A 19335-nucleotide genomic window follows, 5' to 3' on the forward strand; every position below is an offset into this window, starting at 1 on the left:
CGGCGTCGAAGGCGGTCGAACCGGCGGTTACCACCCCGGAAGATCGATCAACATCGGCGGTCGACCGGGTGCGTTCCGAAAGGCGGCAACGAGAAATGATCTTGTAACGCCGAGGAAAACCGGGACTCGCACCATCGCCGTCACCCCCATCCCGCAACTGGAGGTCGCATTGTCCAGCCTTCCCGGTCGACTCCGGCCGACACCTCGGCGCCTGACCGCCGTACTGGTTCCGGTCCTCACCGCGGCACTCACCGCCACCGTCGTCTCGGTCGTCAACCGCGCCCCCGCACCGACGGCGGTGGCGCTCCCCCCGATCAGCGGCACCGTCTCCGGGGTCACCGGACCGACCGAGATCAACAGCGTCGCGTACGCCCAGGCGGTGGCCGGGGCGAGGGCGAAGAAGCCCAGGGTCACGGTGATCGGCACCGGCGGCACGATCTCCGGCGTCGCCACCTCTCGGAGCAGCTTCACCGACTACCAGTCCGGCCGGATCGCCATCGGTGACCTGGTCGCCCGGCTCCAGCCGGAGATCGGCCAGGTCGCCGACGTCTCGACGGTGCAGTTCGGCAACAAGGGCTCCGGCGGCTACACCATCGCCGAGTTCCACGCCCTCACCCTGGCCGTCGAGGCGGCCCTGAAGAAGTCGGACGCGGTGGTGGTGACCAGCGGCACCGACACGATGGAGGAGTTCGCGTACTGGCTGGACCTGACCGTGCAGAGCCGCAAGCCGGTGGTGCTCACCGGTGCCATGCGCCCGTGGGCGGCGGTCACCCCGGACGGGCCGCAGGTGATCGGCGCCGACGGACCCGCCAACCTCTACAACTCGATCGTGCTTGCGGCCAGCCAGTCCACCTACTGCTACGGCACGGTGCTGCTGCTCGGCGACGAGTTCCACGCCGCCCGGGACGTCACCAAGACCAGCTCCTACCGGATGGACACCTTCCAGTCCCGGGAACTGGGCGTACTGGGCTGGGTCGACGGGCCGAACATCAAGGTCGGCCGGGCACCGGCCCGGGTCGAGGAGTGTGACACGAAGAAGCGCTGGCTGACCCCGTTTCGACCTGTCGAGGATCGCGCCGACCTCGGTGCCCCGGGTCGAGGTGGTCTACGGCTACCAGCAGGCCGGCGGGGAGGCGATCACCGCCTTCGCGGACGCCGGGGTGAAGGGCATCGTCACCGCCGGTACCGGTGCCGGCGGCATCTCCTCGGCGCAGAGCAGCGCCCGGAGCGCGGCGGCGGCGAAGGGAGTCGTCTTCGTCAGCACCACCCGGACCGGCTCCGGCTCCGTCTACGGCGGCAGCACCACCGCGCCGATCATCGCCGGGGACGACCTGCTGCCGCAGAAGGCCCGACTGCTGCTGATGCTCAGCCTCGCCTTCGCCCCGGCCGACGTGGCCAAGGTGCGCGGCTGGGTCGGCACGCTCGGAAACCCGGAGTGGAACACCGCCCCCAAGGGCAGCCCGAAGGACTGACCGGCACACCGGCGGTGCCGGGCGGACGAGCGGTGGTCACCGGAGTCCGCCCGGCACCGGCGCCGCCGCGCAAACCACGATCTCCGTCCGGTCGCGCCGGTCGGCCGCGCCGGTGCCGAGGTGGAGCACGGTGCGGCGACCGTGGACATCGGCGCCCCCGACCGGTTCAATTCGGGACCATGGGTGAGCCGAGCAAGATTCTGCTGGACGAGTCGGAGATGCCGCGTCGCTGGTACAACATCGTGCCCGACCTGCCCGCCGCGCCGCCCCCGGTGCTGCACCCGGGCACGCTGGCGCCGGTCGGGCCGGACGACCTGGCCCCGCTCTTCCCGATGGCGTTGATCGAGCAGGAGGTCACCGCCGAGCGCTACGTGGAGATCCCCGAAGAGGTCCTGGACGTCTACCGGCTCTGGCGGCCCTCTCCGCTGTTCCGGGCGCACCGGCTGGAGCGGGCGCTCGACACCCCGGCCAAGATCTTCTACAAGTACGAGGGGGTGTCGCCGGCCGGCTCGCACAAGCCGAACACGGCGGTGCCGCAGGCGTACTACAACGCGGCAGCGGGAATCCGCCGGCTGACCACCGAGACCGGTGCCGGTCAGTGGGGCACCGCCCTCGCCTTCGCCTGTTCCCAGTACGGCCTGGAGTGCGAGGTGTGGCAGGTGCGCGCCTCCTACGACCAGAAGCCGTACCGGAAGATCATGATCGAGACGTTCGGCGGGACCATCCATCCGTCACCGTCCGAACTCACCGCCGCCGGCCGGGCCGTACTGGCCAGCCAGCCCGACTCGCCCGGCTCGCTGGGCATCGCGATCTCCGAGGCGGTCGAGGTGGCCGCCGGGAGCCCGGACACCAACTACGCGCTGGGCAGCGTGCTCAACCACGTACTGCTGCACCAGACCGTGATCGGCGAGGAGGCGATCGCCCAGTTCGGCAAGGTCGGGCTGACCCCGGACGTGATCGTCGGCTGCACCGGCGGCGGCTCCAACTTCGGCGGCCTGGCGTTCCCGTTCCTCCGGGAGAAGCTGGCCGGCCGGATGGAGGTGACGATCCGGGCCGTCGAGCCGGCGAGCTGCCCGTCGCTGACCCGGGGCGTCTACGCGTACGACTTCGGCGACACCGCCGGGATGACCCCGCTGATGAAGATGCACACCCTCGGACACGACTTCATCCCGGACCCGATCCACGCCGGCGGGCTGCGCTACCACGGCATGTCACCGCTGATCTCGCACATCTACGAGCTGGGGTTGATCGAGGCGGTGGCGAAGAGTCAGCGGGAGTGCTTCGAGGCGGGGGTGCGGTTCGCGCGTACCGAAGGGATCGTGCCGGCCCCCGAGCCCACCCACGCGCTGGCCGCCTGCATCGAGGAGGCGTTGCGGTGCAGGGAGACCGGTGAGGAGAAGGTCATCCTGACCGCGCTCTGCGGGCACGGGCACCTGGACCTCGCCGCCTACGGGGCCTATCTGGCCGGCGACCTCACCGACCACGAACTCGCCGAGTCGCAGCTGCACGCCGCCACCGCCGGGCTGCCGACGGTACCGGCCGGGCCGGCGTAGCCGCAGCCCACCCGTGATCCGTCAGATCGGGAGGCTAGCCCCGCGAGGAGATCTGCTGCACGGCCCAGCCGTTGCCGTCCGGGTCGCTGAAGAAGACGAATCCGACGTTGTCCAGCGGCTCCGGGACGGGGCGCGGGTTCTCGCCGAGCACCTGGATCTCGCTGACCTCGACACCCCGCGCGACGAGCTGGGCACGCGCCCTGGCCAGGTCGGCGACGACGAGTTGCAGCCCGCGCAGCGAGCCGGGCGGCGGCATGTCCGGTACGACCCCGGTGCCGATCACGACCGAGCAGCCCGAGCCCGGCGGGGTGAGCTGGACGATGCGTACGTCGTCGCCGACCCGGGTGTCGTGGTCGACGTGGAAGCCGAGCTGGTCGGCGTAGAAGGTCTTGGCCCGGTCCACGTCGGAGACGGGTACCACCACCACTTCCAGGGTCCAGTTCACGGTTGCTGCCTCTCTGCGTCTGTGGAGATCGGTCTCCGGCCGGTGCCGGCACGATCGCCGGGCACCGTGGTCATCGGGGTGGTCACAGGGGCCTCGACCCGCTCCGCGAGCAGGTCGTCGAGCCGGCGGTAGCCCTCGGCCACGCCGCGCCGCATCGGATAGCGGAGCACCCGGTCCCGACCTTCCGGGGTCGCGTACCGGATCGTGCTGGTCAGGGTGGTCACGCCGGCCCGTTCGACGAGCCGGTGGTCGATCAGGGTCTCCCCGGGGTAGGACTGGTCGTCGTACCGCTCGGTGTAGACCAGCCGCCGGGCCGGCTCGATCACCTGGTAGATCCCGCCGTGCGCCATCTCCTCGTCTCCCGGGCCCCGGGAGACGAACCGCCACGCGCCGCCGACCCGCAGGTCGATCCGGCAGCCGACGAGCTGCCAGCCTCGCGCGCCGAACCAGCGGCGGAGCAGGTCGGGGCGGGTGAGCGCGTCGAAGACCAGCCCGGCCGGGGCGTCGAAGGCCCGGGTCAGCACGATCTCCCGGTCCGTCGGGGTGGTGACGGTCAACTCCCGGCCGCCGTCGCTCATCAGGCCCGCCCCTCGTCGCCCTCGGCCTGGAGTTCGGCGAGCAGTCCGTCGAGTCGCTGGTAGCTCTCCGCCCAGTAGTCGCGGTAGTTCTCCAGCCAGTCCAGGGCGGCCTTGAGCGGTCGCGCCTCCAACCGGCAGGGCCGGCGTTGCGCGTCCCGCCCCCGGGAGACGAGCCCGGCCCGTTCCAGCACCTTGAGGTGCTTGGAGACGGCGGGTTGGCTCATCGCGAACGGCGCGGCCAGCTCGGTGACGCTCGCCTCGCCGGCCGCCAGGCGGGCGAGGATGGCCCGCCGGGTCGGGTCGGCCAGGGCCGCGAAGGTCGCGTCGAGCAGATCCGCAGTCATCTTTCGTAACCTCTCGGTTCTATAACCATGTGGTTTATATCGTCACCCGGTGCGGACGTCAAGCCGCCGCGCCCGAACTGTCCGGTGTGGACAGCGTGTTCCGGGTGGACGACGTGGACGGCCGGTCGGGCCATACACGTGGACGGCGCCGGATCATGACCGGCGCTGACGACGATCCGGATGGATACCATGGGCCATGGCCAGACCCCGGATCGACCCCATCGTGTGGCGACCGGAGCGGGCACCGGCCCGGGCCCGGCAGCGCGGCGGGACCGACCCGATGCCACCGGTACGCCTGCACGCCGTGCCCGGCCACGGGCCGGAGGACGTCGCGGTCGACTCCGCCGGCCGGATCCACACCGGCCTCGCCGACGGCCGACTCGTACGACTCGCGGCGGACGGCAGCGGAGCACAGGTGGTCGCCGAGACCGGCGGCCGGCCGCTCGGCGTCGAGGTGGACCCCGACGGCCGACTCGTGGTCTGCGACGCCTCGCGCGGGCTGCTCCGGGTCGATCCCGACACCGGCCGGATCGACACCCTGGTCGCCGCCGGCACCCCGGTCGGGTCGGCGCCGCTGCGGCTCTGCAACAACGCGGCGGTGGCCGGCGACGGCTCGGTCTGGTTCAGCGACTCCTCCCAGCGCTTCGCCCTGGCGCACTGGAAGGCGGACCTGCTCGAACACTCCGGCACCGGGCGGCTGCTCCGGTGGCATCCGGACGGGCACACCGAGGAGGTGCTGACCGGGCTGCACTTCGCCAACGGGGTGGCGCTGGCCGCCGACGGGTCGTACGTGGTGGTGGCCGAGACCGGAGCGTACCGGCTCACCCGGCGGTGGCTGGCCGGGCCGCGTACCGGCGAGGTGGACCGGCTGGCCGAAAACCTGCCGGCCTTCCCCGACAACCTCGCCCGGGACGACGACGGGCTGCTCTGGATCGCGATGGGTTCGCCCCGCAACGCGCTGCTGGACCTGGTCTCCGCGTGGCATCCCGCCGTGCGCCGGGCGGTCTGGGCCCTGCCGGACCCGCTGCAACCGAAGCCGGCGAACACCGCCTGGGTGCAGGCGCTGGACGCCGAGGGCCGGCTCCGGTACGACCTCCAGGCCACGATCCCGGGCTTCTCGATGGTCACCGGGGTACGCGCACACGGCGACACCGTCTGGCTGGGCAGCCTGCACGGCGGTGCCGTCGCCGAGTTCGCCCTGCCGACCGTGGCCCGCTAGACCTGGCGGGAGGCAGCCGAAGCCGGGCAGGAGGTCACTCGGCCGCGCGGAGGCGTTCGACGGCCTTCGCCGCCAGGTCCCGGACGTAGGGCTCGGCGCCGCTGGCGCTCTCCCAGCCGAGGTCGGCGACGACCGTGACATGGTCGCCGACCCGGGCCAGCACGGCCGGGGTGGTGGAGACGACGTCCTCGTCGCCGTAGCTGAACCGGGCGGAGACCCGCAGGAGCATCGACTCGTCGCCGGCCACCCCGGTCTCGGCGACCTCCCACCGGTGCTGCCCCGCGCCCAGGCCGCCCGGACACCGCCGTACCGCCGCCGCGATCTCCGCGAAGGCCGCTCCGCCGTGCCCCGGGTGCAACCCCACGTACTGCAACACCACCCGGGGTGTCTCGTTCTGGCCGGGGCTGACGTACGCCCGCATGGCCACGGCCGCGCTCCGGGTCGCGTCGCTCGGGTACGGTTCGGCGCACGGCCGCGTCGGCCGCAGGTGTGCGTTGTCGCCCTCCGGTAGCGGTTCGAGCCGCGCCCCGCCGAGATCCTCGGGTTGGAGCAGTGCCGACGAGGCGATCACCTGCCCGGCGCTCGGCGACGGCGAGCCGGCCGGCCGGCTCGGCGCGCTCGTGGCCGGCCCGGTCGACGCCGTCACCGGACCGCCGCCCGGGCTCGTCCCCGCGCTGCCGTCGCCGTCGCTGTCGCCCTCGGCCGAACAGCCGACCAGCAGGGCGAGCGCCGCCACTGCGGCGGGAAGGGCTCGTCGAGAACGGCGCATGGCATCCCCCGTCGTGATCCGGTCGCTCCGTCAGGACTGCCCGGCCGGCAGATCGGACAAACCTCACGTCGAGGAGGCGGTACCTGGCCGCCGCGTGCCCTCAGGTGGCGTGGTGGAGCTCCGGACCAGGTCCTCGACCCGGGCCCGCAGCGTCAGGAACTCCGGCGTCCGCTTCAGGCCGAGATCCCGATCGTCCGGCAGCTCCAGGGTGAGGTCGGCGGCGACCCGACCCGGATCGCTGGTCGGCACCACCACCCGCTGGCCGAGGAAGACCACCTTCTCCACGTCGTGCGTGACCATCAGCACGGTGGTACCGGTGTCCCGCCACACCCGCCGGATGAAGAGCTGCATGTCCTCCTTGGTCTGCACGTCCAGTGCGCCGAACGGCTCGTCGAGCAGCAGCACGTCGGGCTCGCAGGCGAGCGTCCGGGCGATCGCGACCCGCTGCCGCTGCCCGCCGGAGAGCTGCTTCCCTTCCCTATCACTCCCTATCAGGGGTAGGTTAGGTGCTGATGAGTGAGGAAATGTACTCGGTCGAGCAGGTGGCCGACCGGCTCGGCCTGCACGTCCGGACCGTACGCGGCTACATCCGCTCCGGCCGGCTCAGGGCGGTACGAATCGGCAAGCAGTACCGGATCGCCCGGGCCGACCTGGACGCGCTGACCGGCGGCGCCGGCCCGGCCCGACCCGGCGGCCGTGCCACGGTCGAGGTGTCGAGCATCGTGCAGGTCGACGGCATCGACCGGTCCGGAGCCGACCGGCTCGGCACCCTCCTGCTGGCCGGGGCGAACACCAACCACGCTCCGGGGCATCCGCTGCGGGTGCAGATCGTCCACGACGGGGAACGAGGCCGGATGAAGATCGTGATACTCGGCGACGCCGCCGCCACCGCCGAGCTGCTACAACTGCTCGACGCCGTGCTGCACGGCGACAACGGCCTGCTCGGCGGGGAGGTGCCGGATGCCTGACGAGATCCAGGACCGGGCCGGCGCGTCGGTGCTGGTCTGCGACCCGGCCGGCCCGCCGATCCGCACCGAGCAGGACGCGCTGGACCTGATCGGCGCGGCCTTCCTCGGTGCCACGGTGGTGGCGGTGCCGGCGAGCCGGCTCGACCCGAGCTTCTTCACCCTCGGCACCCGCTTCGCCGGTGAGGTGATGCAGAAGTTCGTCAACTACCGGCTGCGGCTGGTGGTGGTCGGCGACATCTCCGGGCACCTCGCGGCCAGTTCCGCGCTGCGCGCCCTGGTCCAGGAGTCGAACCGGGCCGACCACATCTGGTTCGTACCGGATCTCGACGCCCTCGACGACCGGCTCCGCGCCCTGGCCGACCGGCCGGACCGCCGACCGGCCTGACCGGCCCGCAGCCGTCGGTTACGGCCCGCAGCCGCCGGTTCCGGCCCGGCGCTTCCGGGGCGGAGCCGCGCGGACGCCGATGCCGGGCGTCGGGCGGGCGGTGGCCGTCGTACCGGGCCGGTAGCCTGCCCGGCGTGCACAGCCAGGCGGGGGCCGGACCGGGCCTGACCGACGAGCGGGCGGCCCGACTCGCCGTGCTCGACCACATACTCGCGCTGGTCGCGGCGGCACCCTGCGGAGACGCCCTGGTGCTGCGCGGCAGCATGACGATGCGGTCCTGGGTCGGTGACCGGGCGCGCGAGCCCGGCGACCTCGACTGGGTGGTGCGGCCCGGCGCACCGGTCCCGCTGGACGACCTGCACCCGCACCCCTACGTCGACCGCCTCGACCCGGTCCGGCTCTGGCCGGAGGCGGTGCACGGGGTGCCCCGGGACGAGCCCTGGATGTTCGAGGACTTCGACACCGGCGGCCTGCCGGCGCGGCTGCCGCCGGAGGGGCTGCACTGGGTCGAGGCCGCCGAGACCGCGCTGCTGCCGAGCCCGCACCGGGACGTCGTCGAGCTGCTGCGCCACCACCCCACGGCCGTCGGCGACCTCCGGGTCGACCCGGAGGGGATCGTCGAGGACAGCACCTGGGGCTACTCGTACGACTCGGACTACCGCGCCGGGGAGGGCGGCGGGGGAAGCCGGCTCGTCGTGCCCTGGCGGGCCGGCGACGCGCTCGCCGGCACGGTCCAGCTCGATTTCGCGTACGACGAGCGGCTGCCCGAGCCGCCCCGACTGCTCGCGGTGCCCCGGCAGGACGGCACCGACCCGCCGACGGTGGTGTGGGCGGCGACGCCACAGCTCTCGCTCGCCTGGAAACTCCAGTGGCTCTGCACCGACCAGGCGACCGACGGGCACTGCGCCGGAAAGGACCTCTACGACGCGGTGCTGCTCGCCGAGCTGCCCGGGGTACGCCTCCCGGCCCGGCTGCTCCGTACGCTGCTGCGCCGCATTCCCGACCCGGAGCTGCTGCGACCGGCGGCGGTCCGGGGCTGGGTGGTGGACTGGTCCGACCTGTCCGACGGGCATCCGCCGGCCGGGGCCGACCCGACGCCCTGGCTCGACCGGCTGGCCGTGGCGCTCACGCCGGACCTGCCGCCGTAGTCGGCGCTGCGGACGCTCCGCCTCGACGACCACGAGTGTGTCCTCGGGCGGCTTTCGCGGCGTCGAACGTCGCACGCCCCGGCCAGGTGGGCGGGTGTCGGGATCATCCCCGGGTGCTCTGGTCCCGCTCCTGGTAGACGTCCGGCACCCCGTCGGCGTCGCCGTCGTGCTCCTCCACCGTGCGGATGCGCTGGTAGTGCCGGTTGCGGGCCCGGAGCACGACCGCGGCCAGCAGCGCCGAGAGGAGTGAGCCGACGAGTACGCCGATCTTGGTGTGGTCGTCGCGTTCGCTGCCGGCGCCGAACGCCAGCTCGCCGATCAGCAACGACACGGTGAAGCCGATCCCGGCCAGCAGCGCCAGCCCGAACACGTCCCACCAGCTGAGCCCCTCGGCGAGCCTGGCCCGGGTGAACCGCTGCACCAGCCAGGTCGCGCCGAAGACCCCGACGGCCTTGCCCACGACCAGCCCGACCACCACCCCGACGGCGACCGAGTCGGTGAGGGACGCACCCAGGCCGCCCGCGCCGACCACCGAGACCCCGGCGGCGAAGAACGCGAAGACCGGCACCGCGATCCCGGCGGAGAGTGGCCGGAACCGGTGCTCGAAGTGCTCGGCCAGCCCCGGTCCGGGCCCCGGCTTGCGCCGCAACACCGGTACGGTGAAGGCGAGCGCCACCCCGGCGACCGTGGCGTGCACCCCGGAGGCGTGCACCAGCGCCCAGGTCACCGCCGCCAGCGGGAGCAGCAGCCACCAGGATCGCACCCGCCGCTGGACCAGCAGGCCGAACAGCGCCAGTGGGACCAGCGCCAGCAGCAGCCAGCCGAGGTGCAGCGCGCTGGTGTAGAAGAACGCGATAATCATGATCGCCAGCAGGTCGTCGACGACCGCGAGGGTCAACAGGAACGTCCGCATCGCCGAAGGCAGATGTGTGTTGATCACGCTGAGTACGGCGAGCGCGAACGCGATGTCGGTCGCGGTCGGGATCGCCCAACCGGCCAGCGCCCCGTCCCCGGTCCGCAGGTTGAACGCCACGTAGATCAGGGCCGGCACCGCCATGCCGCCGACGGCGGCCGCGACCGGCAGCACCGCCCGGCGGGGTTCCCGAAGGTCCCCCGCGACGAACTCGCGTTTGAGCTCCAAGCCGGCGACGAAGAAGAAGATCGCCAGCAGGCCGTCGGCCGCCCAGGTCGCCAGGGAGAGGTCCAGGTGCAGGGCGGCGGGGCCGATCGTGAGGTCACCGAGCGACCGGTACGCCCCGGACCACGGCGAGTTCGCCCAGGCCAGCGCGAGTACGGCGGCGACCAGCAGCAACACGCCGCCGACGGTCTCGGCGCGCAGGATGTCACCGATGCGGCGAACCTCGGGCCAACTGCCCCGGTCGAAGAGGCTCGGCATGCGGCTGCCGGGGGTGGCCATCACAGTGCCTCCGGTGGGTCGACGAATGAACCGCCGACCAGACTTCCCGGCACACCGGGTCCCACCCTACCGAACCCGCGATCACGGCCCCAGCCGAGTACGGATTCCACCTTCGTGGAGCGCCCGTACCGGGGCTGACCGGCAACTCCGAACGGAAGCGGGACGACAATTGCCGCTGCTAGGTTGAAAACATGTTCATCCGGGCCAGAGGTATCGCCCGGTCCCTGCTGCTCTACCACTGCCGGCCGGCCACCCAGCGCCGGGCCGCGCGACTCTACGGGCAGTTCCTGCGCCCGGGAGATGTCGGCTTCGACATCGGCGCGCACGTCGGCGGCCGGGTGCGGATCTGGCGGCGGCTGGGCGCCCGGGTCGTCGCCGTCGAACCGCAGCCGGACTGCCTGCGCGTGCTGCGCTGGGCGTTCCGCCGGGACCACGGCGTCACCATCGTCCCGGCGGCGCTCGGCGCTCGATCCGGTCGGGCGACGATGGCACTCTCCACCGCCACCCCGACGGTGTCGACGATGTCGGCCGACTGGATCCGCTCGGTGACCACGGACCGCAGCTTCGCGCGGGTGAGGTGGGACCGTGCGGTGCAGGTGGAGGTGGCGACCCTCGACGAACTCATCGAGGCGCACGGCGTACCGGCGTTCTGCAAGATCGACGTCGAGGGTTTCGAGGCGAACGTCCTCGCCGGACTCAGCCGACCGCTGGCCGCGCTGTCGTTCGAGTACCTTCCGTCGGCGCACGACGCCGCGATCGCCGCACTGGACATCGTGGACGACCTCGCTGCGCCCGTCGGCGGATACCGCTACAACTACTCGCCGGTCGAGACGATGCGGTTCGCCAGCGAGCGCTGGCTGGACGCCGCCGGCCTGGTGGGACTGCTCGAACGCTTCCGCCCGCTGGGCCGGTCCGGCGACGTCTACGCCCGACTGGCGTCGGCCGGGACCGGCCCGGACCACTCCCGCGCACCGGGTCGGGCGGTGGATCCGCCGGCCGGCGGGGCCGAGGGCGCCACCGGCGGCGGGTAGGCTGCCGGATCGTGCACGCCTCGGACCGGGACCACCGCCACGCCGCGACGGATCCGCTCCGGAGCGCCGAACCCGACCGGTTCGTCCACGCCGACCTGCCACCGGTACTGCGCCGACTGACCGGGCCGGAGGCGCTGGTGCTGCACGACCGGCTGGTCGAGACGTACGCGGCGGTGTTCTGCGCGCCGCCGTGGAACGACTCCCCCGAGCGGGTCGCCCGGTTCGGCGAGTTGCTGGCCGACTGGGCCGGGCAGCCGGGCTTCGTCGCCGTCCTCGCCGAGGGCGCCGGGCTCGGCGGACCCGATGCCGACGACGGGACCGTTCCGGCCTTCGCGCTCGGGTTGACCACTCCGACCCCGTTCCCCGCCGACCGCGCCTACGGGCTGGTACGCCGGCTCCTCGGACCGGCCACCGAGACGCTCTCCGGCTGGCTGGAGGTCGCCGAGCTGGCCGTACGTCCGGCGGCCCGGCGGGCCGGACTCGGCCGGCGCCTGCTGGCGGCGCTGACGGACGACCGGCCGGCGTGGCTGCTGACCGTTCCCCAGGTCGCCGGCACCACCGCCTTCTACGACGCGGCGGGCTGGGTCCGGCACGGCACCGGTTACGGCATCACCGTCTACACCAACCGGCCGCTACCGCACTGAGGCGCGGCCGGCAGCGCTGCGGACGAGCCGGGCCGCTCCGCACCGCTGCCGGCCCGAACGCCCCACCACCGGAACACCACGTCAGTGGGATGCCGGGCCGCATCGTGTCTAGAAAACTTGACATGATGTCTACGGCTCTTTACTCTTCGACATGTCAATAATTCTTTACCTCTCGAAGGCGGCAACCATGTCGTACGAGGAAAAGGGCACCTGGGTGGCCCTGATGGTCGGCGTCACCGTCTACCTCGGCTACCTCGCGGTCGTCCTGGGCCGGCTGGCCGGCACGCCGGTGGCCGCGGTGACATACGTGCCGACCCTGCTGCTGGCGATCGGCGTCTCGATCGTCGCGTCGATCGTGGCCCGCATCGCGGTCGAGATCGCCCGCCCCAGCGACAGCCACTCCGGCGACGTCCGGGACAGGGAGATCCACTGGCTCGGTGACCGCGTCGGGCAGCGGCTGCTGATGACCGCCGCGCTCGCGGCACTCGGCCTGGCGCTCTTCGAGGCCGAGCACTTCTGGATCGCGAACGTGCTCTACCTCGGCTTCGTCGCCTCCGCGGTGGTCGGGTCGGTGGTCAAGCTCCGCGCCTACCGCAGGGGTATCTAGCCGTGGTCAAACCCACCAGGGTCACCAACTCGATCCGCGCCCTGCGCTTCGCCGCCGGCGAGATGACGCAGGCCCAGCTCGCCGAGCGGATCGGGGTGACCCGCCAGACGATCATCGCGATCGAGCAGGGCAGATACTCGCCGTCGCTGGAGATGGCGTTCCAGATCGCCCGGGTCTTCGCGGTGCCGCTCGACGAGGTGTTCCAGTACCCCGACCCCGGAGGAGAGCAGCCATGAGAGCAGCGGTGTACCGGACGTACGGCCCGCCGGACGTGGTCCGGGTCGAGGAGGTCCCGACCCCCGTTCCCGGCGACCAGGACGTCGTCGTCCAGGTCCACGCCGCGACGGTCGGGGTGACCGACGGTACCGCCCGGCGCGGCTCGCCGGGCTACTCCCGACTCTTCTTCGGGCTCCGCCGTCCGAGGTGGACGGTGCTCGGATCCGACTTCGCCGGTGTGGTCTCGGCGGTCGGGGCCGGCGTGACGCGGCTGCGGGTCGGCGACGAGGTCGTCGGCGTCACCGGGCCGGACTTCGGCGCGCACGCCGAGTACGTCCGCGTCCGCCAGGACGGCGCCATCGCACCCAAGCCGGCCAACCTCGACTTCGCCGAGGCGGTCGCGCTGATCGACGGGACCGCGCTGGCGTTCCTGCGCGACCGGGCCCGGCTCCGCCCCGGCCAGACGCTCCTGGTCAACGGTGCCTCCGGGAGCGTCGGGAGCACCGCCGTGCAACTCGGCAGACACCTCGGCGCCCGGGTCACCGGGGTGTGCAGCACACCCCACCTCGACCTGGTACGCGAACTCGGCGCCGACACCGTGCTCGACTACACCAGGGAGGACTTCACCCGCACCGGCCAGAGCTACGACGTCGTCTTCGACGTGGCCGGCACCAGTACGTTCGGCCGCTGCCGTCGAATACTCAACCCGGCCGGACGCTACCTCAGTCCGGTACCGTCGCCGAGCCTGCTGCTCCTGACCCCGTGGACGGCCGCGTTCGGCCGGCGGAAGGCGGTCGTCGCCTTCACCGGGCTGCGGAAGGCGGCGGAGAAGACCCGCGACCTGCTGCTGGTGCGGGAGCTGGCCGAGGCCGGCGCGCTCCGGCCGGTCATCGCGGAGCGCTATCCGTTGGCGCGGATCGCGCAGGCGCACCGCCACCTGGACCGCGGCAAGTACGGCAACATCGTCGTCACCATGGACCCGGCCGGCTGAGAGCCACGGCGTCGGATCAGCACCATGGACAGCGGCCCCCCGGATCGCGGTACGCTCGCTGCGGCGGAGGAAGTTCGTCTGCTTGAGCATCCTTTGCGATGGGAGAGGACACGATGACCGCTTCTCCGGTACTTCCCCTGAAGCGCAGCTGCCCGTACGCGCCACCGGCCGAACACCTGCGGTTGCAACAGCAGGAGCCGGTCGCCCGGGTGACCCTGCCGGACGGCTCGACGGCGTGGGCACTGAGCCGGCTCGAAGACATCCGCACCATGCTCACCGATCCACGGTTCAGCTCCGACCGGCAGCGCGACGGATATCCGTTGCAGCCCCCCGGCCGGCCGCGCGCCGCCGACGAACGACCGGTGCTGATCGGGCTCGACCCGCCGGAGCACGGTGAAGCCCGTCGCGCCGTCGTCGGCGAGTTCACCATCAAGCGGATGAACGCGATGCGCCCGCGCATCCAGCAGATCGTCGACGACTGCCTCGACGCCGTCCTCGCCGGGCCACGCCCGACCGACCTCGTGCCGACGCTGGCGCTGCCGGTGCCGTCGCTGGTCATCTGCGAACTGCTCGGCGTGCCCTACACCGACCACGACTTCTTCCAGAGTCGCTCGGCGAACCTGCTGCGCCGGTCGACCCCGGCGCAGGAACGCTTCGCCGCGGCCCAGGAGATCCGCGAGTACATGGCCACGCTGATCGCGGAGAAGGCGAAGACACCCGGTGACGACCTGCTCAGCCGGCAGCTCGGCAAGGGAGCCGATCACCAGGAGCTGGCGGGCCTCGGCTTCCTGCTGCTGCTCGCCGGGCACGAGACCACCGGAAACATGATCTCCCTCGGCACGATGACCCTGCTGGAGCGGCCGGAGGCGCTGGCCGCGCTGAAGCGGGACCCGGCCGTCACACCGCAGATCGTCGAGGAGCTGCTCCGGTACTTCACGATCGCCGAGTACGTCACCTCGCGGATCGCCGTCGAGGACGTCGAGATCGGCGGAGTATTGATCCGGGCCGGCGAGGGCGTCATCACGCTCGCCAACGCGGCGAACCGGGACCCGGCCGCGTTCACCGACGGCGACACCTTCGACATCGACCGCGGCGCGCGCCACCACATCGCGTTCGGCTTCGGCGCCCACCAGTGCCTGGGGCAGAACCTCGCCAGGGTCGAACTCCAGATCGTCTTCGACACCCTCTTCGCCCGCATCCCCGACCTCAGGCTGGCGGTGCCGGCCGACAAGCTCTCCTTCAAGGACGACTCCACCGTCTACGGCCTGCACTCGCTCCCGGTCACCTGGTAGGAGACGCGATGCGGATAACGGCCGACCTGGAGCGTTGTGTCGGCGCCGGCCAGTGCGTACTCACCGAACCGGCCGTCTTCGACCAGAACGACGACGACGGCACGGTGATCGTCCTGCGCGCCACGGCCGACGACGACGAGACGATCCGCCGGGTACGCGAAGCCGTCCACCTCTGCCCCAGTCAGGCCCTGACCCTCACCGAGCCCGGCCCGCCGCGCTGAGCCCCTCCGCCGGGCCGGGGTCGCGCTACTCGTGCCGGCTGACGCCCTCGGAGTGCATGCCGGTCTCCTCCTGCAACGGGTTGTTGCGGAGGTCGTCGAGCGCGGTGTCGTCGGGGAAGAACCGGCGACCCGGCCCGGGGTCGGCCGGGGCGCCGCCCGGTCCCGCTTCCGGGGTACGGGTCGGCTCGACCGAACCGAACCCGTGCTTGCCCGCCCCCTGCGGCCACGGTTGGGGCGGCTGCGCGTCGGCCCGCCGTTCGGCACGCCGTGCCGGTGGCAGGCCGGCCTCCTCGCTCCCCTCGTCCAGCGGCGAGTCCTCGGCCGCGCCCCACGGCGCGTCCCGGTCCTCCGTACCGCCGGTGGTGCCCCACGGTTCGACCGACTGCGGACCGCGGTCCTGCCCGTCCGGGGCCGCCTGACCGCCGTCGGGGTCAGCCGGCCGGAGCTGGCCGCCCGGATCCTGGTCCGCCGGTCGCCTCTTCGCGCCCATCCCCCACCACCCTCGCTGCCGCGTCGTCCCGCCCGGTCGTCCGGTGCGTGTGCGGTTCCCGGCCGACGGCGAGACATGCGGCCGGACCGGAATGGATCTCCGAGGAACGTCCGTGAGCGCCGGAGGGTACGGGGTTGGCGCAGTCCGCCCGGGGTATAGCCGGGTACCGGATGGCGGCGTCCGGCCGCACGCGGCCCCGCGCCGCCGTCAGGCGCGCATGACGGTCGCGATCGGGATGCGGGCGGCCCGGATGGCCGGGATCAGACCGCCGAGCAGTCCGGCCAGCAGGCCGGCGATGACTCCGGCGACTCCCGCGCGCCACGGGAACACCGTGTCCGCCAGGAACGGCGCCTGGTCGGCGAAGAGGGTGCCGGCGACGTTCAGGGCGAACGCGGACGCCCCGATGGCGGCGGCCGCGGTCAACAGGCCGGTGAGCAGGGTCTCGGCGAGGACGATGCCGGCCAACAGCAGCCGCGAGGTGCCCACCGCCCGGCGCAGCGCGAACTCCTCGACCCGCTCCCCGACCGTCGCCAGCCCGACGTTGAGGATTCCCGCGACCCCGATCAACAGGACCAGGCTCGCCATGCCGAGGAAGATCCAGCGGATCAACGCCAGGTCCCGGGCGATCTGCTTGCGGGCCTCGATCGTCTCGAAGTGGATCTGGTCCGCCGGTATCCCGGCCGCGGCGAGCCGGAGCGCCAGCAGCCGCTCCAGTTCGCCCGCAGTCGGGGCCAACATCACCTGGAGGCCCGGACCCAGCTCGTTCGGGTCGGCCGCCGGAGCCATCCAGGTCGCCAGTTCGTCGGCCCGGGAGTAGGCGACCGGCTGCGGGCTGCCGTCGTCGACGACGCCGATGATCCGGGGCGTCGGGTTGGCCGTCGCCCCGTCGATGCGCATCTCGGCCGGCACCTGGTGCCGGTTGAAGCCCTTCGCCGCCTCCAGGTTGAGCACCAGCCGGGGTGCCAGGGAGGGCGCCGAGGTGAAGTCCAGCCACTCCCCGGAAACCTCCCGGAAGGGCTTGAACTGGCGGATGTCGCCGGTCAACGTGGTCAGGGTCAACTCGATCGCCTGACCGGGCACCGGTGTGCCGGCGTCGCCGCCCGGCGAGGTCGGGCGGCAGCCGTACTGGTCGCAGTACATGGGACCACCCGGGCCGCCGTAGCCACCGGCCTGGTCGAACGGGGCTCCGCCGGGGTTGACCGGGGCGACTCCGGGCTCGCCGACGATCGCCTGCCGGGTGACGATCGCGACCGCGTCCGGCCGGTCCGCCAGCGTCTCGGAGCTGGCCCGGACGGTCTCCCGGCTGCCCGGAAGGTACGCCTGCCGGGTGCCGTCCTTGCCCACCTGTAGCGCGAGGTTGGCGAGTTGGGCCTCTTCGAGGGTCTCGGCGCCGGCCTGCACCACCACCACGGCCAGTACGCCGAGGAAGAGGCTGACCATCGACAGGAAGGTACGCATCTTGCGGGCCCGGATGCCCTGGACGCCGATGATCAGCGCGGAGCGGAACCGCCCGGAGAGCCGGATCACCGGCCCGCCCCTTCCGGCGCCGGGACGGTCCCGAACGACGCGGTCCCGGACGGCGCTGGTGTTGCGGAGTGCGCGGCCCCGGAAGGGGTGGCTCCGGTCGCGCCCGGCTCCGGGCTCCCCGCCGGCTGGTCCGGGGTGGCGGTCGCCGGTGCGAGCACCCCGTCGTTGAGCCGCAGCACCCGGCGCATCTTGTCGGCGTGGTCCCGGTCGTGGGTGACCAGGATCAGCCCGCAGCCGCGTTCGGTGGCCGAGCGCATCACCTCGATCACCAGGTTGCCGGTCTCGGTGTCGAGCGCGCCGGTCGGCTCGTCGGCCAGCAACAGGCGAGGTTCCCGGACCAGGGCCCGGGCCACCGCCACCCGCTGCTGTTCACCGCCGGAGAGCCGGGCCGGGCGGTGCTTCGCCAGGTGGGCGATGCCGACCTGGTCGAGCGCGGCCATGGTGCGGGCCCGGCGCTTGCGGCGCGGGAGCCAGCCCTGCCCGTTGACCAGGGCCATCGCGACGTTCTGGGCGGCGGTGAGGTGCCCCAGCAGGAAGAACCGCTGGAAGACGAAGCCGAACTCGGCACTGCGCAGGGCGGCGGCCCGGCGTTCGGGCAGCCGGGTGATGTCCCGGCCGCCGAGCAGATAGCGGCCGCCGTCGGGACGGTCGAAGAGGCCGATCAGGCTGAGCAGGGTGCTCTTGCCGGAGCCGGACCGGCCGAGGATCGCCACGCTCTCCCCCTCGGCGACGGTGAGGTCGACGCCGTCGAGGATCGTCCGTGGCGTGCGCTGCCCCTTCAACGTCTTGGTGATGCCGTGCAGTTCGAGCAGCGCCGTCATTTCCCGCCCATCGGGTCGGCCGGGCCGCCGGGCTGCCCCGGCGCCGGTTTCGCCGGTGGCAGGTTGGGTCCGGGTACGGCGACCGTCTCGTCACCGGTCAGCCCGGACCTGATCTGCACGACCTTGCCGTCGCTGAGCCCCAGCACCACGTCCCGGGTCTCCCGGTTGCCGTCCGGGCCGACCACGTCCACCTTGCCGCTGCCCTGCCCTCCGGCGACCGCCTCGACCGGGAGCACGAGTGCGTTCTTCGCCCGGGCCGTCACCACCTGGAGGGTGGCGGTGGCACCGTTGATCAGTTTGACGTTCGACGGCGCCGTGCAGACCAGCCGCATGCCGGTCGGCTCGGAGGGTTCGACCGGCCGCCCCGGGTCCGGCGGCGGGCCGACCGGTACGACCGGGCGTGCACCCGGGCCGGCGGACGGGTCGGTCGACGGCTCCGGGGCCGGCGGGTCCGGGATCGTCCCGGCCGGCAGCGCGGCGATGGTGCCGAGGACCTTGCAGGCGAACGGGCCGGGGCCGTTCTTGATCTGGGCCTGCACGGTCGCCAGCGAGTCCGAGATCTGGTACGCCTGAGCGCCGTCGATCTCCGCGACCAGCCCGTACCCGATCCGCTTCGCCGACACCACCGGCATCCCGGCGGTGACGTTGGAACGGTCGTCGACCAGCCGACCGGCGAAGACGGCACCGGCCGGGACGTCGACCCGGTGCGACTTGCCCTTGGCCCAGACGCTGGCCACCCGCGTCGCCCTGGTCGGCGTGCTCTGCGGCGGGTCGACGTCGCGGTAGCGGATCTGCCCGGCGACCGGTGCCACCACACCGAAGACCGGGTTCATGGTGACCCTGCCGGTCAGGCTGACCCGGTTGTCGAGATTCTGCCGGGCCGGCTTCGCCGTGGTCATCGTGGTGCCCCGGGCCGCCAGTCCGGGGGTCTGGGCCTCCGGATCCGACTCGCTGCACGCGGCGCCCGCACCGACGAGCAACACGAGCACGCACGAACGCAGCAGCAGTCGCCTTCGCACCGGCACCCCTCACCGACGTAGTCCTGGACCGACACCTGACAAGACGCAGCCCGCCGGTCATCGGTTGCCTCGGGACGGATGATTCGCGACGAACGACCGGCAAGGTGCGGTGCGCGTGGTCCGCACCGCTACCGCCGTATCAAACCAGAACGCCCGCCGGGGCACTGTCCCGCCCGCA

Annotated in this window: 23 protein-coding genes and 2 pseudogenes; 14 read left to right on the forward strand and 11 right to left on the reverse strand. The window is 72.7% G+C overall.

The window, feature by feature from the left end; genetic code table 11:
• Positions 1–27: 27 nt before the first annotated feature.
• Positions 28–471 (reverse strand): hypothetical protein, encoded by a 444-nt coding sequence (locus tag C6W10_RS38380; protein ID WP_234361608.1) that lies wholly within the window; start codon positions 469–471, stop codon positions 28–30.
• On the opposite strand from C6W10_RS38380, the pseudogene C6W10_RS39605 reads away from it, so the two are divergent.
• From C6W10_RS39605 to C6W10_RS38395, 3 genes and pseudogenes are all read left to right on the forward strand, one after another.
• A pseudogene (locus C6W10_RS39605) lies at positions 416–949 on the forward strand (asparaginase domain-containing protein); the annotation flags it as partial. The gene C6W10_RS38380 and the pseudogene C6W10_RS39605 sit on opposite strands and share 56 nt — an antisense overlap.
• A gap of 136 nt (positions 950–1085) precedes the next feature.
• Complete coding sequence (locus C6W10_RS38390) at positions 1086–1472, forward strand: hypothetical protein (RefSeq protein WP_234361610.1); 387 nt, start codon at positions 1086–1088, stop codon at positions 1470–1472.
• A gap of 179 nt (positions 1473–1651) precedes the next feature.
• Positions 1652–3025: a TrpB-like pyridoxal phosphate-dependent enzyme gene (locus tag C6W10_RS38395; RefSeq protein ID WP_107256760.1), complete on the forward strand. Its 1374-nt coding sequence runs from the start codon at positions 1652–1654 to the stop codon at positions 3023–3025.
• 34 nt (positions 3026–3059) lie between these two features.
• Here the strand turns inward: C6W10_RS38395 and C6W10_RS04445 are convergent, their stop codons facing one another.
• The 3 genes and pseudogenes from C6W10_RS04445 to C6W10_RS04455 all read right to left on the reverse strand — a co-directional run bounded on the left by C6W10_RS04445 (position 3060) and on the right by C6W10_RS04455 (position 4392).
• Positions 3060–3470 carry a VOC family protein gene (locus C6W10_RS04445; RefSeq protein ID WP_107256762.1) on the reverse strand — a complete coding sequence of 137 codons (411 nt, stop codon included), beginning with the start codon at positions 3468–3470 and terminating at the stop codon, positions 3060–3062.
• 107 nt (positions 3471–3577) lie between these two features.
• Positions 3578–4048: pseudogene (locus C6W10_RS04450) on the reverse strand (SRPBCC family protein); the annotation flags it as partial.
• Entirely contained in the window at positions 4048–4392 is a 345-nt protein-coding gene (locus C6W10_RS04455; protein ID WP_107256765.1) for a helix-turn-helix transcriptional regulator, read from the reverse strand. The pseudogene C6W10_RS04450 and the gene C6W10_RS04455, both read right to left, overlap by 1 nt.
• 196 nt (positions 4393–4588) lie before the next feature.
• Here C6W10_RS04455 and C6W10_RS04460 point away from each other — a divergent pair, with 196 nt between their 5' ends.
• Entirely contained in the window at positions 4589–5611 is a 1023-nt protein-coding gene (locus tag C6W10_RS04460) for an SMP-30/gluconolactonase/LRE family protein (RefSeq protein WP_199853859.1), read from the forward strand.
• Between the two features lie 34 nt (positions 5612–5645).
• Here the strand turns inward: C6W10_RS04460 and C6W10_RS04465 are convergent, their stop codons facing one another.
• Positions 5646–6380, reverse strand: a complete 735-nt coding sequence (locus tag C6W10_RS04465) for a hypothetical protein (protein ID WP_159104463.1) — start codon at positions 6378–6380, stop codon at positions 5646–5648.
• Positions 6381–6443: 63 nt separating this feature from the next.
• A complete protein-coding gene (locus tag C6W10_RS04470) occupies positions 6444–6875 on the reverse strand; it encodes an ATP-binding cassette domain-containing protein (protein WP_107256769.1) in 432 nt (143 codons plus the stop codon).
• 17 nt (positions 6876–6892) lie between these two features.
• Here C6W10_RS04470 and C6W10_RS04475 point away from each other — a divergent pair, with 17 nt between their 5' ends.
• From C6W10_RS04475 to C6W10_RS04485, 3 genes are all read left to right on the forward strand, one after another.
• Positions 6893–7348: a helix-turn-helix domain-containing protein gene (locus C6W10_RS04475; RefSeq protein WP_234361612.1), complete on the forward strand. Its 456-nt coding sequence runs from the start codon at positions 6893–6895 to the stop codon at positions 7346–7348.
• Complete coding sequence (locus tag C6W10_RS04480) at positions 7341–7733, forward strand: DUF4180 domain-containing protein (protein WP_107256773.1); 393 nt, start codon at positions 7341–7343, stop codon at positions 7731–7733. The genes C6W10_RS04475 and C6W10_RS04480 overlap by 8 nt, the downstream gene beginning before the upstream one ends.
• A 134-nt stretch (positions 7734–7867) precedes the next feature.
• Complete coding sequence (locus C6W10_RS04485; RefSeq protein WP_199853860.1) at positions 7868–8881, forward strand: nucleotidyl transferase AbiEii/AbiGii toxin family protein; 1014 nt, start codon at positions 7868–7870, stop codon at positions 8879–8881.
• 103 nt (positions 8882–8984) lie between these two features.
• On the opposite strand, the gene nhaA is transcribed toward C6W10_RS04485, so the two are convergent.
• Positions 8985–10298, reverse strand: coding sequence for a Na+/H+ antiporter NhaA (gene nhaA / locus C6W10_RS04490; RefSeq protein WP_107256775.1), 1314 nt, complete (start codon positions 10296–10298; stop codon positions 8985–8987).
• Positions 10299–10489: 191 nt separating this feature from the next.
• Between nhaA and C6W10_RS04495 the strand changes: the two genes are divergently transcribed.
• From C6W10_RS04495 to C6W10_RS04525, 7 genes are all read left to right on the forward strand, one after another.
• Entirely contained in the window at positions 10490–11329 is an 840-nt protein-coding gene (locus C6W10_RS04495) for an FkbM family methyltransferase (protein WP_107256777.1), read from the forward strand.
• An 11-nt stretch (positions 11330–11340) separates the two neighbouring features.
• Entirely contained in the window at positions 11341–11973 is a 633-nt protein-coding gene (locus tag C6W10_RS37890) for a GNAT family N-acetyltransferase (protein WP_199853861.1), read from the forward strand.
• 151 nt (positions 11974–12124) lie between these two features.
• Complete coding sequence (locus C6W10_RS04505) at positions 12125–12580, forward strand: hypothetical protein (RefSeq protein ID WP_234359393.1); 456 nt, start codon at positions 12125–12127, stop codon at positions 12578–12580.
• Between the two features lie 2 nt (positions 12581–12582).
• Positions 12583–12816: a helix-turn-helix transcriptional regulator gene (locus C6W10_RS04510; protein ID WP_101365586.1), complete on the forward strand. Its 234-nt coding sequence runs from the start codon at positions 12583–12585 to the stop codon at positions 12814–12816.
• Positions 12813–13787 carry an NAD(P)-dependent alcohol dehydrogenase gene (locus C6W10_RS04515; protein ID WP_107256781.1) on the forward strand — a complete coding sequence of 325 codons (975 nt, stop codon included), beginning with the start codon at positions 12813–12815 and terminating at the stop codon, positions 13785–13787. Before C6W10_RS04510 ends, C6W10_RS04515 begins: the two co-directional genes overlap by 4 nt.
• 113 nt (positions 13788–13900) lie before the next feature.
• Positions 13901–15079, forward strand: a complete 1179-nt coding sequence (locus C6W10_RS04520; RefSeq protein WP_107263657.1) for a cytochrome P450 — start codon at positions 13901–13903, stop codon at positions 15077–15079.
• Between the two features lie 8 nt (positions 15080–15087).
• Positions 15088–15300 carry a ferredoxin gene (locus C6W10_RS04525; protein WP_107256783.1) on the forward strand — a complete coding sequence of 71 codons (213 nt, stop codon included), beginning with the start codon at positions 15088–15090 and terminating at the stop codon, positions 15298–15300.
• A gap of 25 nt (positions 15301–15325) precedes the next feature.
• Here the strand turns inward: C6W10_RS04525 and C6W10_RS04530 are convergent, their stop codons facing one another.
• The 4 genes from C6W10_RS04530 to C6W10_RS04545 all read right to left on the reverse strand — a co-directional run bounded on the left by C6W10_RS04530 (position 15326) and on the right by C6W10_RS04545 (position 19157).
• The gene (locus C6W10_RS04530; protein ID WP_234359394.1) at positions 15326–15790 is read right to left on the reverse strand and encodes a hypothetical protein; all 465 of its coding nucleotides are present in this window, start codon (positions 15788–15790) and stop codon (positions 15326–15328) included.
• Positions 15791–15997: 207 nt separating this feature from the next.
• A complete protein-coding gene (locus C6W10_RS04535; RefSeq protein WP_107256785.1) occupies positions 15998–17317 on the reverse strand; it encodes an ABC transporter permease in 1320 nt (439 codons plus the stop codon).
• Complete coding sequence (locus C6W10_RS04540; RefSeq protein WP_107256787.1) at positions 17314–18138, reverse strand: ATP-binding cassette domain-containing protein; 825 nt, start codon at positions 18136–18138, stop codon at positions 17314–17316. Before C6W10_RS04540 ends, C6W10_RS04535 begins: the two co-directional genes overlap by 4 nt.
• Positions 18135–19157 (reverse strand): HlyD family secretion protein, encoded by a 1023-nt coding sequence (locus C6W10_RS04545; RefSeq protein ID WP_199853862.1) that lies wholly within the window; start codon positions 19155–19157, stop codon positions 18135–18137. Before C6W10_RS04545 ends, C6W10_RS04540 begins: the two co-directional genes overlap by 4 nt.
• Positions 19158–19335 lie beyond the last annotated feature (178 nt).

The organism is Plantactinospora sp. BB1 (assembly GCF_003030385.1).
Classification (GTDB): domain Bacteria; phylum Actinomycetota; class Actinomycetes; order Mycobacteriales; family Micromonosporaceae; genus Plantactinospora.